At 31.1% G+C, this 12,348-nt stretch carries 14 protein-coding genes; 9 read left to right on the top strand and 5 right to left on the bottom strand.

Features of this window, described 5'->3' with window-relative positions:
- Positions 1 to 33: 33 nt before the first annotated feature.
- Both Q0975_RS26920 and Q0975_RS26925 read left to right on the top strand, forming a co-directional pair.
- Positions 34 to 312 carry a CD225/dispanin family protein gene (locus Q0975_RS26920; protein WP_299443573.1) on the top strand — a complete coding sequence of 93 codons (279 nt, stop codon included), beginning with the start codon at positions 34 to 36 and terminating at the stop codon, positions 310 to 312.
- Positions 299 to 733 carry a DUF2752 domain-containing protein gene (locus tag Q0975_RS26925; protein WP_299443575.1) on the top strand — a complete coding sequence of 145 codons (435 nt, stop codon included), beginning with the start codon at positions 299 to 301 and terminating at the stop codon, positions 731 to 733. Before Q0975_RS26920 ends, Q0975_RS26925 begins: the two co-directional genes overlap by 14 nt.
- A gap of 68 nt (positions 734 to 801) precedes the next feature.
- Here the strand turns inward: Q0975_RS26925 and rocD are convergent, their stop codons facing one another.
- The 3 genes from rocD to Q0975_RS26940 all read right to left on the bottom strand — a co-directional run bounded on the left by rocD (position 802) and on the right by Q0975_RS26940 (position 3,247).
- Positions 802 to 2,082: an ornithine--oxo-acid transaminase gene (gene rocD / locus Q0975_RS26930; RefSeq protein WP_299443578.1), complete on the bottom strand. Its 1,281-nt coding sequence runs from the start codon at positions 2,080 to 2,082 to the stop codon at positions 802 to 804.
- A gap of 234 nt (positions 2,083 to 2,316) precedes the next feature.
- Positions 2,317 to 2,700, bottom strand: coding sequence for a DUF6768 family protein (locus Q0975_RS26935; protein ID WP_299443581.1), 384 nt, complete (start codon positions 2,698 to 2,700; stop codon positions 2,317 to 2,319).
- The gene (locus tag Q0975_RS26940) at positions 2,690 to 3,247 is read right to left on the bottom strand and encodes an RNA polymerase sigma factor (protein WP_299443584.1); all 558 of its coding nucleotides are present in this window, start codon (positions 3,245 to 3,247) and stop codon (positions 2,690 to 2,692) included. Before Q0975_RS26940 ends, Q0975_RS26935 begins: the two co-directional genes overlap by 11 nt.
- Before the next feature lie 115 nt (positions 3,248 to 3,362).
- On the opposite strand from Q0975_RS26940, the gene rlmD reads away from it, so the two are divergent.
- From rlmD to Q0975_RS26955, 3 genes are read left to right on the top strand one after another with little or no spacing between them, the layout of a single operon-like run.
- Positions 3,363 to 4,772 carry a 23S rRNA (uracil(1939)-C(5))-methyltransferase RlmD gene (gene rlmD / locus Q0975_RS26945; protein ID WP_299443587.1) on the top strand — a complete coding sequence of 470 codons (1,410 nt, stop codon included), beginning with the start codon at positions 3,363 to 3,365 and terminating at the stop codon, positions 4,770 to 4,772.
- Between the two features lie 3 nt (positions 4,773 to 4,775).
- Positions 4,776 to 5,294: a DUF6452 family protein gene (locus tag Q0975_RS26950; protein WP_299443590.1), complete on the top strand. Its 519-nt coding sequence runs from the start codon at positions 4,776 to 4,778 to the stop codon at positions 5,292 to 5,294.
- Complete coding sequence (locus Q0975_RS26955; protein WP_299443593.1) at positions 5,260 to 5,988, top strand: DUF6048 family protein; 729 nt, start codon at positions 5,260 to 5,262, stop codon at positions 5,986 to 5,988. Before Q0975_RS26950 ends, Q0975_RS26955 begins: the two co-directional genes overlap by 35 nt.
- A 23-nt stretch (positions 5,989 to 6,011) precedes the next feature.
- On the opposite strand, the gene Q0975_RS26960 is transcribed toward Q0975_RS26955, so the two are convergent.
- Positions 6,012 to 7,175 (bottom strand): class I SAM-dependent RNA methyltransferase, encoded by a 1,164-nt coding sequence (locus Q0975_RS26960; RefSeq protein WP_299443596.1) that lies wholly within the window; start codon positions 7,173 to 7,175, stop codon positions 6,012 to 6,014.
- Positions 7,176 to 7,228: 53 nt separating this feature from the next.
- On the opposite strand from Q0975_RS26960, the gene Q0975_RS26965 reads away from it, so the two are divergent.
- From Q0975_RS26965 to Q0975_RS26975, 3 genes are read left to right on the top strand one after another with little or no spacing between them, the layout of a single operon-like run.
- Positions 7,229 to 7,960, top strand: coding sequence for a class I SAM-dependent methyltransferase (locus Q0975_RS26965; protein WP_299443599.1), 732 nt, complete (start codon positions 7,229 to 7,231; stop codon positions 7,958 to 7,960).
- Positions 7,960 to 8,637 carry a ZIP family metal transporter gene (locus Q0975_RS26970; protein ID WP_299443602.1) on the top strand — a complete coding sequence of 226 codons (678 nt, stop codon included), beginning with the start codon at positions 7,960 to 7,962 and terminating at the stop codon, positions 8,635 to 8,637. The genes Q0975_RS26965 and Q0975_RS26970 overlap by 1 nt, the downstream gene beginning before the upstream one ends.
- Positions 8,621 to 9,067, top strand: a complete 447-nt coding sequence (locus tag Q0975_RS26975) for a DUF4268 domain-containing protein (RefSeq protein ID WP_366889693.1) — start codon at positions 8,621 to 8,623, stop codon at positions 9,065 to 9,067. Before Q0975_RS26970 ends, Q0975_RS26975 begins: the two co-directional genes overlap by 17 nt.
- Positions 9,068 to 9,087: 20 nt before the next feature.
- Here the strand turns inward: Q0975_RS26975 and Q0975_RS26980 are convergent, their stop codons facing one another.
- On the bottom strand, positions 9,088 to 9,714 hold the full coding sequence (locus Q0975_RS26980) for a hemolysin III family protein (RefSeq protein ID WP_299443605.1): 627 nt from the start codon (positions 9,712 to 9,714) through the stop codon (positions 9,088 to 9,090).
- A gap of 328 nt (positions 9,715 to 10,042) precedes the next feature.
- On the opposite strand from Q0975_RS26980, the gene Q0975_RS26985 reads away from it, so the two are divergent.
- Positions 10,043 to 12,169 (top strand): ATP-binding protein, encoded by a 2,127-nt coding sequence (locus tag Q0975_RS26985; protein WP_299443608.1) that lies wholly within the window; start codon positions 10,043 to 10,045, stop codon positions 12,167 to 12,169.
- The last annotated feature ends 179 nt before the right edge of the window (positions 12,170 to 12,348 follow it).

Raw genomic sequence — 12,348 nt, forward strand, 5'->3', positions numbered from 1 at the left:
ATGTATTTATTTTAATAAAACCATTTTAAACATATGGAAGTTAATCAACCAAAACCCAACAACTACTTAGCTTTAGCTATTATTTCTACAATTTTATGCTGTATAGTTACTGGGATCGTAAGCATTATCTACTCAACTCAGGTAAACACAAAATACGATGCCGGAGATTATGAAGGAGCTGTTACAGCATCGAAAAATGCCAAATTATGGGGACTTATAGGAATTATTGGAGGAATTGCCGTTTGGGTAGTTGTTTTCTTAATATGGGGAGTAGCCTTATTTAGCATATTTAATGCTAATGGAAATTTCTAAAAAAACAAAATATACATATTTAAAATATGGGTATTTTCTAGCAATTGTACCCGTATTTTTTTTGTTACGATACTATTATCTTAATGATCCAGAATTAAATACAGGTGGAGGATTTTTTCCTAGTTGTATTTTTCATTCGCTTACAGGATATCATTGTCCTGGCTGTGGGAGTCAACGAGCTATCCATGATTTATTAAATGGTCACATATTTCAGGCATTACAGCATAATATATTACTTGTAATACTTGCTATAGTTTTAGGATTAAAAAGCTACTACTATATCGCAAAAAAAATCTTTAATAAAAACGTAAAAGATTGGACATACAACAAGTATCTAACTTATGCTATTCTAATTATAATAATTTCATATTGGATTTTACGTAATATAAATAGCACTCCTTTTTGCTATTTAGCTCCATAAGAATAAAAAAAATGTCATTGACAAAATATTTCATCAATGACATTTACTATTTAAAAAGGAATAGAAAATTACACTTCAAATTCCTTAAGAGTCTTAGTTATAATCGAAACACACTCTAATAATTGTTCTCTGGTCATTACTAATGGTGGTGCAAAACGAATGATATTACCATGTGTTGGTTTCGCTAATAATCCATTTTCTTTTAGTGCAACACATATATTCCAGGCGGTTTCACTATCTTCATCATCATTGATTACAATTGCATTTAGCAATCCTTTACCACGAACCAAATTAACAATGTTAGATGTCTTAATATATTTATCAAGTTCTGATCTAAATAATTGCCCTAGTTCATCTGCATTTTCTGCTAGTTTCTCATCTCTTACAACCTCTAAAGCTGCCACTGCCACAGCTGCCGCAACTGGATTTCCTCCAAAAGTACTTCCGTGGTTACCTGGTTTAATAACTTCCATGATATGATCATCTGCTAATACACCAGAAACAGGATAAGCTCCTCCACTTAAGGCTTTACCTAAAATCAATACATCTGGTTTAACATCTGGTGTACCAGAACAATTCTTGTCACTACAAGAACAATTACCACACGTAGCCAGTAACCTACCCGTTCTTGCGATTCCGGTTTGAACTTCATCAGCAATGAATAATACTCCGTGTTTTTCACATAATGCCTTAGCTTTTGACAAATAATCTCCAGCAGGCACATATACTCCAGCTTCACCTTGTATTGGTTCTACTAAAAACCCTGCTACATTCTTATTATTTTCTAAAGCCTCTTCTAATGCTTTTAGATTATCGTATTCGATTTTTATAAATCCAGCGGTGTATGGTCCAAAATTCTTACGAGCTACAGGATCATTGGAAAAAGAAATAATAGTAGTCGTTCTCCCGTGAAAATTATTTTCACACACTATAATCTGTGCTTCATTTTCTGGCGTACCTTTTTTCTCATATGCCCATTTTCTACAAAGCTTCAATGCAGTTTCTACAGCTTCTGCACCAGTATTCATTGGTAGTAACTTGTCAAAACCAAAATACTCCGAAGCAAATTTTTCATATGCTCCTAACTTATCATTATAAAATGCACGAGAAGTAAGCGTTAATGTCTGTGCTTGCTCCATCATTGCACCTACAATTTTAGGATGACAATGTCCTTGATTAACCGCAGAATATGCACTTAGGAAATCATAATATTTCTTTCCTTCTACATCCCATACATATACACCTTCTCCTTTATTCAGAACTACTGGTAAAGGGTGATAGTTATGAGCTCCATACTTGTTCTCTAAATCGATTGCTTGTTGAGAAGTTAATTTTTCTAAAACAGCCATTTTTAATAATTTAAATTGATAAAATAACCATTCCTTCTGTACCTTTATCCTTTCGAAAAGACTCGAAAATTCAGCGTGGGAGAGAAATCATCCCTAAGAGAATTGCAAAATTACTAAATCTTTATTGATTATTTAATTTTAGAGTCTAGAATACATTCTATTTTTAATTATTCAAAATAATAGGGCCCTTTTATTAAATTTCAATAATTCGGAAAGTGCAAATGCTACAATTGTTTATCCTACTTTTCCTGCTAATGATGAAATTTGTAATTCTAATCTTTTAATTTCTCTTAGCAGTGCATTCTTATCCATTTGCATCCAGGAGAACAGCTTTAGCATTCCTGTTATCATAATACAGAAAAATCCAGCAGCACTCCATTTTATTAACTCATTAGTATCATCAGTACTTAAAAACTGAATTAGACAATATATAAAAAGTCCAAATACTAATAGGTTTACAACAAACATCATAATAATAACCCAACTATTTCTAGTTTTGAAAAGCCCTCCTACCATTTCCAATAGGTTTTGTTCATCCAAGTCGTCATAAAACTTAGCTTCTTCTTGAGTTAATGTTTCTTTAATTAATTTATCAATATCATTCATATCATTTTTCATAATTTCTATTTTTTAGAATTAATTTTAATTTCTCTCTAGCATTAAATAGCCGAGACTTAACAGTTCCCGCAGAAATCTGTATAATTTCACTTATTTCTTTAATACTATACTCTTCTATATAAAAAAGGTTAAGCACCAGTTGTTGATTATAAGGCAACTTTTTTATTGTTTTTTTCAACAACAGTATGGCATCTGGATTCTCATAATTACTTTCTTTATCAGAAGTGGTAGCGCTTATTTTATAGCTATTAAGATGTTCCAATTCTTTTTTTTGCTTCCTTAAATAATTAATAGCATTTCTGGTTACAATAGTCAATGCCCAACTTCCAAAACTATTGGTATCCTTCAACTCAGATATCTTTCCTAATATGGTACTCCAACTATCTTGAACTATATCTTTAGAAATTTCTCTATCACCAGTATACCAATAGGCATGTTTACATAATTTAGCATGCCATCGTTTCACAAGAATTGCTGCAGCTTTCTTGCTTCCGGATTGGTATTGCATTACCAACAAAGAATCAAATGTTTTATTGGTGTTTATCATAACGACCTTTATAATATAGACGTAGAAATTAAAATTAGGTTCATTTTTTTATTTCTTTTCACAAGATATTTTGAATAATTAATAAGTATATGCTTTCTATTCTTATTTTTGCGCTATGGCTAGAAAGAATAAAAAGCAGATTTTTGAGAATATTGAAATAGTAGATGCTGGTGCGAAAGGAAAAAGTATTGCTAAGGCACCTGACGGAAAAATTATATTTGTCAATAATGCAGTTCCCGGAGATGTAGTTGATATACAAACGACTAAGAAACGAAAAGCTTTTTATGAGGGTTCTGCTACAACTTTTCATAAAAAATCAGACAAACGAGTAGATCCAGCTTGTAAACATTTTGGCACTTGCGGTGGATGTAAGTGGCAATTTATGGGGTATGAGCATCAACTAGGATATAAAGAACAAGAAATAGTAAATAACTTAACACGTTTAGGTAAAATTGAATTACCAACGGTTACTCCAATTCTGGGTTCTGAAGATCAATTTTTCTACAGAAACAAGATGGAGTTTTCCTTTAGCGATAGTAGATGGCTTACATTACAAGAGATTCAGAGTGATACTCAGATTGAAAACCGTAATGCATTAGGATTTCATATTCCTGGTATGTGGGATAAAATATTAGATATTGACAAGTGCCATTTACAGGAAGATCCTAGTAATGCTATTAGAAATAAAGTAAAAACATTCGCTACAGAAAACAACTTATCCTTCTATAATGCCAGAAATCAAAATGGTTTTCTCCGAACTTTAATGTTAAGAATAGTCTCTACGGGCGAAATTATGGTACTGGTTCAGTTTTTTCATGAAGATGTAGAAAAAAGAACTTTATTGTTGGATTATATAGCATCAGAATTTCCTGAAATCACTTCATTACAATATGTAATAAACACTAAAGGAAACGATACTATTTATGACCAAGAAGTAGTATGTTATCACGGAAAAGATCATATAGAAGAAGAAATGGAAGGATTGCGTTTTAAGATTAACGCAAAATCTTTTTACCAAACTAATTCTAAGCAAGCCTATGAACTATATAAGATAACCAGAGACTTTGCTGGACTTACTGGCAATGAACTTGTATATGATTTATATACAGGTACGGGAACAATAGCTCAATTCGTTGCAAAGAAAGCTAAAAAAGTAATCGGTGTAGAAGCTGTGCCTGAAGCCATAGAAGATGCCAAAGCAAATGCGAAACACAACAACATTGATAATGTAGAATTCTATGTTGGTGATATGAAAAAAGTATTTACAACGGATTTTATCACTAAACATGGACAGCCAGAAGTTGTGATTACCGATCCTCCTAGAGACGGAATGCATAAAGATGTTGTAGGCCAATTATTAAATATCTCTCCAGACAAGATTGTATATGTAAGTTGCAATAGTGCAACACAAGCTAGGGATTTGTCGTTATTAGATAGTATATATAAGGTTACCAAAGTACAACCCGTAGATATGTTCCCACAAACACATCACGTAGAAAACGTGGTTTTATTAGAAAAAAGATAATACATGAAGTTATTTAAAGCTTTAACTCTTCTGTTTTGTTGCTCCATAGCGGTATATCTAGGTTCCAGTTGTGAACGAGATGATATCTGTGCAGAAGATACTCCAACAACACCATTCTTGATTATTAAATTTATTGACGATGTTACCGTATCTGACATTAAACAACCTGTAGATCTCGAAGTGCGATCTACAGATCCATTAATAACCGATTTTGTACCTGATGTTGTTTCAAAAGATTCGATAATGATTCCTTTAAGGACAGGTTCTCAGATTACAGATTTTGAATTCATTATTAATGCAACAAATGAAGATCCTAGTGTAGTAAATAGAGATACAGTAAGTTTTCAGTACACTCCTGTTGAAGAATACGTAAGTAGCGCATGTGGTTTCAAAGTTATTTACAATGGATTGACTAGCACACTTACTCAAGAAGAAGATGATGGGAATTGGATTAAAAGAATAACTATAGAAGAAGATAACGTAACCGATGAAACAGCTGCACACGTACTTATTTTTCATTAGCCTCCTGATTTCAGGTACTATTTTAGGGCAAGAAACCAATATTTCAGCCAGAGACACTTTACCTCCAGCCGAAAAATATGGATTAAGGGTTGGTCTAGATATTGCTCGATTAGTTAGAACTGCCGTAAATGACGACTATTCTGGTTTTGAGATTAATGGAGACTATAGAGTTTACAAAAACTACTATCTAGCCGCAGAAATAGGGAATGAATCTCTCTTACGAGATGAAGAAAATATTGAAGTCGAAGGATCTGGAAGCTATATTCGAATTGGTTTTGATTACAACACTTATAAAAACTGGTATGGAATGCAAAACAACATCTATGCTGGTCTTAGATATGGTTTCTCTACTTTTGACCAAACATTAAATAGCTATAGAATCTTTACAGGTACAGATTTTTTTCCTAATGAACCCATTACTGAAAAAAGAGAGGCTAAAGATTTAACTGCCGGTTGGGTAGAGTTTACTCTAGGAATCAAAGTAGAAATACTAAACAATCTTTATTTGGGAGCCAGTGTATCTTTAAGAGGGATTGTTAATGAAAAAGACCCTGGAGGATTTGACGACGGATTTGACGGATTTGAAAACTTATTTATTCCAGGATACGGAAGAACAAACGATTTTAGCCAGTTTGGTGTTGGATACACCTATACGATCAGTTATCTGATTCCTTTTATAAAAAGGAAGAGGTAATCCGTTGTTTTAAATATTTTATATTAAGATTTATCCTGAAACTTAGCCTTTTTACTACCAGCATACATTTCGTATTTAGCTAAACGACATTCTAGTTTCCCGTTAAAAACTTTTATTTTACGAGAGGGTCTTAAGCCAACAAATTTTAAAGCTTCGAGATTAGAAGTGATAAACCAAGCATTTGTATTTGGATAACTCTGTTTAAGCGTATCTCCAATTTGCGCATAAAACTTTTCTTCATCTAACTCTAAACGTTCTCCATATGGAGGATTAAAAACCATATGAAGTTTTTTATCATCGTCTTTAACGCTTTCAAAGAAATTATCATCTTTGATTGTAACAAAATCTGTGAGATTTGCATTTTCTACATTTTGTTTTGCCTTTCTAACTGCAGATGGAGCCTTATCAAAACCAATAATTGAAAGATGAAAATCACGCGTTTTCTTCAAACTAGCTTCTTCAATTTTTTCAAATAAATCCATATCCCAATCCAACCACTTTTCAAAAGCAAATTCTTTTCGGTTTAGATTAGCCGGAATATTACATGCAATCATGGCCGCTTCGATAGCAAAAGTTCCACTACCACACATCGGATCCAGAAAATCACATTGTCCATCCCATCCAGATAATAATAATAGACCAGCAGCTAAGACTTCATTTATTGGAGCAATATTTGTTGCGCTACGATATCCTCTATGATGTAATGATCCTCCTGAACTATCCAAAGATACTGTACAAAGATCTTCTTGGATATGAATATTAATAGTCAAATCCGGATAATCCGTATCAACATTAGGTCTTTTTCCTGTTTCATTTCTGAACTTATCTACAATAGCATCTTTAGATTTTAAAGAAATAAATTGAGAGTGTGTGAATATCGTAGAATTTACTGTTGCGTATATCGCAAAAGTATCCTCAGTATTTAGATATTCATCCCAACGAATAGATTGAATAAAACCATATAAATCCTTTTCATTACGTATTTTTTTAGAAGAAATAGGCTTCAATATTTTTAAAGCTGTTCTTAAGCAAAGGTTTGCTTTATACATAAAACCTATATCACCATAAAAACTAACCATTCGATTACCTATCTGAACCTTTTGAGCCCCTAGGTTTCTAAGTTCTTTTGCTAATATTTCTTCAAAACCAAAAAAGGTTTTGGCCACCATTTTAAATGAATTACTCACTATCTTCTTATTCGCTATTATTAAACCGCAAAAATACATTAATTTTGCGCCCTATGCTAAAAGATTCTACAATGTGGTATGCATCATGGTTTGATACACCATATTATCATATATTATATAAAGATAGAGGTCACGAAGAGGCACAACAGTTCATGGACAACTTAAGTAATTATTTAAGTTTAGAACCAAAAGAAAAAATACTAGACCTTGCTTGCGGAAAAGGAAGACACAGCGTTTATCTAAATCAATTAGGTTTTGATGTTACGGGAGTTGATCTTTCCAAAAACAGTATTGAACATGCTTCGCAATTCGAGAATGAAACGTTGAGATTTCGAGTACATGATATGTCTAAACCATATATGGAGAAATTCTCTGCTGTTTTTAATCTTTTTACGAGCTTTGGTTATTTCGAAAAAGAAGAATGCAACTTAAGCACAATAAAAGCCATAAAATCTGATTTGAACGAAAAAGGTTTCGGTGTTATTGACTTTATGAATGTAGATTATGTTATAGATAATCTAGTTCCTGAAGAAATAAAAGAAGTTTCAGGAATCACTTTTCATATAAAGAGATACGTTGAAAAAGGTTATATCTATAAAGAAATAAAATTCAAAGATAATAATGAAGACTTTTTGTTTACAGAAAGGGTAAAAGCTTTAACATTAAAAGATTTTCAAAATTATTTTGAAGAAGCCGAAGTCGATTTACTAGATATCTTTGGTGACTACCAACTTAAAAAATTCCATAAAACAGTTTCTCCAAGACTTATTCTTATTTTTAAATAGTGTATAACTATATCTTATCCATATCCGCCGTTTTTATAGGTTCGTTAATAGTATATATATTCAAACCTAATAATCAAAAAAACTTAAAACTACTTTTGGCTTTTAGTGGTGCTTTTCTATTAGCTATTACTATTTTTAATCTGTTACCAGAAGTGTTTGAAGATCATCAATATGCTAAGCAAACAGGTGTTTGGATTATGATTGGAATTTTACTCCAAAAAGTATTAGAATATTTTTCGAAAGGAGCAGAACATGGTCATATACACATTCATAAAGAAACCACCCAGGTTCCAAAATTACTTTTCATAAGCTTAGGAATTCATGCTATCTTGGAAGGTTTTCCTATTCATAATACAGAAGGTATTCTTAGTGGGATCATTATTCATAAAATTCCGGTAGCAATGATATTAACTACCTTTTTATTTAAAACAGAAATAAAAAAGCCCATCATCATATTATTTCTTATTCTTTTTGCTTTAATGACTCCTTTGGGAACATTTATCTCTGAACATTTTGAAGCTGTCCAAGAATATCACAAAGAAATCACAGCACTTGTTATTGGTATATTTCTTCATGTTTCTACCACTATCCTATTTGAAAGTAATGAAGGTCATAAATTTAATATCACCAAATTAATGGTTATTCTAGCTGCAACAGCTAGTGCATATTTTATATGATATGTTTAGTAAAGAAGAGTCAAAAAAAATAAGACAAGAATTCTGGACAACATTTGGTTCGGTTTACCCTCGTAAATGGCTTTTATATAATACAAAAATCAAAGACGTAACATTAAAGTTTACTTTTACTACAAAACTTGCACAGGTATCTATCGATATAGAACCTTCTGACGAAATAATACGAGCCTATTACTACGATAAGTTCTTAAGCTTAAAAAATATAATTAGTACGGAATACTTAAATGACATTATTTTTAATGAATTTTATGAATTAGAAAACGGCAAAGTTATTTCTCGTCTTTATGTAGAACTTCCAAATGTAAGCGTACATAATAATAACACCTGGGAAGACACTATGCAATTCTTACAAGAGAAGATGTCTAAACTCGAGGAATTCTTTTTAGAATACAAAGATTTTATTGATAGTTAAAATTGGGGTAATACTTTAGGTCATACAATATACTTTAGCACAAAAATAAAATGAAACACACTACCTGCTAACACAAATAGATGCCAGATTACATGATTAAAATTCAACTTATTAAAAGCATAGAATATTATTCCAAAAGTATAGGCCAATCCGCCTAACATAAGATACATTATTCCACCAGAACCTACTGCATCAGTTAATGCAGTAATATCTAACATAATTAACCATCCCATTACTAAGTATAAAATCACTGAAAGAATTTCGAATCTTCCTGTAAAAAACAATTTGAGGATGAATCCAAAGGCTGCAAAAGACCAAACCAGAATAAAAAGAAGCCATCCTTTACTATCCAACAAACAAATTAAAGTAACTGGCGTATATGTTCCAGCTATTAGTATATAAATACTAATATGATCCATAACCCTATATCGTTTCTTAAGAGTGCTATTATTTGTATAATGGTACGCTGAAGAAGCAAAATACAGTACTATTAATGAAGCAGCATACACTATTATTGAAAAAGTGCTGTAAGAAGTTTTATGTGTGTCATTAAATAACAAAAAAAACAAGCCAGAAACGGAAAGTAAGAAACCAAATCCATGAGTTAACCAATTCCATCTTTCTTCAATCGGTGTTTGTATTTTCATAATTAACAAAAGTACCTATACTTCGAAAAACTATTGTTAGCAATTCGAAATTAATAAATACAGAGCATCATCAATTACATTACTAAAGTAACATATCAAACAACAAAAAGTAAGATTAATACTACTTATTAAATATTAAAAATAACAAAAAATACACTTTAACCGTATATCAAATACATTTAAACCATTAATTGCTTTTTTTTTATTATATTTGATTACCCCAAATCTGTATTGAATAATGAAAAGTACTAAAATCACGAAGTATTTTATATGTTTCCTATGCCTTAACTTATTCTATTCTTCCCTCTACGCTAATCAATATGAAGAAATGTCATTTTCAGAATTGGAGAGCGCAATTAATCATACTGAAAACCATTTAAACTCTATAGGAAGAGCAAATGGTGTTATGATACTTGAAACCATCATTGATGTTTCCGAAAAATTTAGTTCTCAACAGCAAGAGTACTATTTAAAAGGGGTATCCTATAATCTTCTGGGGAAAATTTATTTTTCTACTAAAGATTACAAAGAAGCTCTTAAAAATTACAAAATTGCTGACTTATTTATTAAAGAATTACAAGGGTATCCAGAATTAGCTATAGATGTAAATAACAATATTGCCCTAGTATATTTAGAAGGATTTAATAAACCTGCAAGAGCACTTAAGAGAATAAAACATATTTATGAAAACTCTGAAGATTTAAATATATATTATAAACGTATACTAGAATTAAATCTTGCAAATATTTACTTAAAAACTAAAAACCATAGAAAAGCCTATCAACTATTAAAAAAATGTCAAAAATACTTTAGTAGTAATGAACAACATTCCTCAAAATTAATAATCACATACTCCAGTTTTGGCGAATATTATAATTACCATAAAAATTACACTAACGCTATAAAATATTATGAACTTGCTGCTTCTCTAGCCGAAAAAAATCAGTTGTTTAGACAAGCTATGAATATCTATAAAAAGTATGAAAATTTATTAGTCGAAACTGGAAGGCAAGACATGGCATATGCTGTTCTCAAAAAATACACAAAACATCATCAAACAGCACTTGAAACAGAAAAATTAGAGACTGATCAGTTTAAGGAGAAATTAATCGTTAGTGAAAAAAACAATACAATACAAACTCAAAAAGCGGAGCAATCTAAAACAATATCTATTTTTACCTTATCACTTCTTTTACTATGCTTAATACTTTTCTGTTTTTTTATCTATAATCACAAAAAAATTAAAGTTCTTAGTAAATCTCTTGAAATACGAAATAAAGAGCTTCAAATTTCAAAAGAAAAATCAGATCATTTAGCAGCAGTAAAGACTAAGTTCATATCAACGGTTAGTCATGAACTTAGAACTCCTCTTTATGGAGTAGTTGGTTTATCTTCTATTCTTATGGAACGAATCAAGGATAAAGAAAATCATAAGTTTATAAAATTAATGAAATTCTCCGCGGATCACTTGCTTAACCTTATTAATGATGTACTCCAAGTCACCAAAATGGAGTCATATGAAATAAGCCTAGATAAGTCTGTATACAATATAAAAAGCTTAGCGGATGACATCAAAAACTCATTTGAATACCAGGCTGATAAAAATGGCAATACATTACACCTTAACTTTGATCCGAACATACCTAACTCTCTTATTGGAGATTCTGTGAGATTATCACAAGTTTTTATCAATTTAATTAGTAATGCTAATAAATTCACTAAAAACGGAAACATTTGGTTAAATTTTATAAAGCCTGTAATAACCGATAACCAAGTTGAAATCACTTTTGAAATTAAAGATGATGGAAGAGGAATCCCTTTAGACAAACAAGAACTAATATTTGATAAATTTTCTCAGGCTAGTTCTAAAGATCATACTACAGGAACTGGTCTCGGTTTACACATTGTCCAAAATTTAGTTAAGTTACATGGTGGAGATATCAAAATAAAAAGTTCTCCAGGGAAGGGATCTACATTTTATTTTACAATTTCTTTTGAAATTGATTCAAATATTAAAGAAAACAAGAAGACAAATAGTTCAAAAAAATATATCACACTAAAAAATACTGAAAATTATAATATTCTAATTGTCGAAGACAATAAAATAAATCAAATAGTTACTCAAAACGTTCTTAAAACCAAAGGGTATAATTCTGAAATTGCCGATGATGGACTTATAGCTATTAAAATGGTAAAAGAAAACACATATGATCTCATATTAATGGATTTAAACATGCCAAATATGGGTGGAATGGAATCTACTAAAATAATTAGAGGGTTCAATTCGGAAGTACCAATTGTAGCACTTACTGCCTCTGATACACAAGATACGGTACAAGCAATCCTTAATCCAGACTCTGGTTTCAATGATTTCTTAAGAAAACCATACAAAAATGAAGAGTTCTTTAGAAAGATTGAAACAACCATTAACGGTGCAATTTCAAAAGCTTCATAAACCCCGTATTAATATTCTTAAATAGATAAAAGCTTAGTTATTATAGAACTATGGCTCTTAACGCGTAAAAAACTCTATACACTTCGTTATACCATCTACAGATTGGAGATATATTTGATACTGTGTTATTTCCACCTATACAAGAAAAGTATAAACTTAAGCATAAAGGTATCTATCGC

It is taken from the genome of uncultured Aquimarina sp. (assembly GCF_947500065.1).
In the GTDB taxonomy this organism is placed as follows: domain Bacteria; phylum Bacteroidota; class Bacteroidia; order Flavobacteriales; family Flavobacteriaceae; genus Aquimarina.

What these genes read in the sequence shown, in the direction of transcription:
- Q0975_RS26935 (WP_299443581.1), bottom strand. Translation starts at nt 2,700, where the DNA reads ATGAAAAATGATATGAATGATATTGATAAATTAATTAAAGAAACATTA.
- Q0975_RS26965 (WP_299443599.1), top strand. Translation starts at nt 7,229, where the DNA reads ATGCTAAAAGATTCTACAATGTGGTATGCATCATGGTTTGATACACCA.
- rlmD (WP_299443587.1), top strand. Translation starts at nt 3,363, where the DNA reads ATGGCTAGAAAGAATAAAAAGCAGATTTTTGAGAATATTGAAATAGTA.
- Q0975_RS26925 (WP_299443575.1), top strand. Translation starts at nt 299, where the DNA reads ATGGAAATTTCTAAAAAAACAAAATATACATATTTAAAATATGGGTAT.
- rocD (WP_299443578.1), bottom strand. Translation starts at nt 2,082, where the DNA reads ATGGCTGTTTTAGAAAAATTAACTTCTCAACAAGCAATCGATTTAGAG.
- Q0975_RS26940 (WP_299443584.1), bottom strand. Translation starts at nt 3,247, where the DNA reads ATGATAAACACCAATAAAACATTTGATTCTTTGTTGGTAATGCAATAC.
- Q0975_RS26950 (WP_299443590.1), top strand. Translation starts at nt 4,776, where the DNA reads ATGAAGTTATTTAAAGCTTTAACTCTTCTGTTTTGTTGCTCCATAGCG.
- Q0975_RS26980 (WP_299443605.1), bottom strand. Translation starts at nt 9,714, where the DNA reads ATGAAAATACAAACACCGATTGAAGAAAGATGGAATTGGTTAACTCAT.
- Q0975_RS26920 (WP_299443573.1), top strand. Translation starts at nt 34, where the DNA reads ATGGAAGTTAATCAACCAAAACCCAACAACTACTTAGCTTTAGCTATT.
- Q0975_RS26985 (WP_299443608.1), top strand. Translation starts at nt 10,043, where the DNA reads ATGTCATTTTCAGAATTGGAGAGCGCAATTAATCATACTGAAAACCAT.
- Q0975_RS26955 (WP_299443593.1), top strand. Translation starts at nt 5,260, where the DNA reads ATGAAACAGCTGCACACGTACTTATTTTTCATTAGCCTCCTGATTTCA.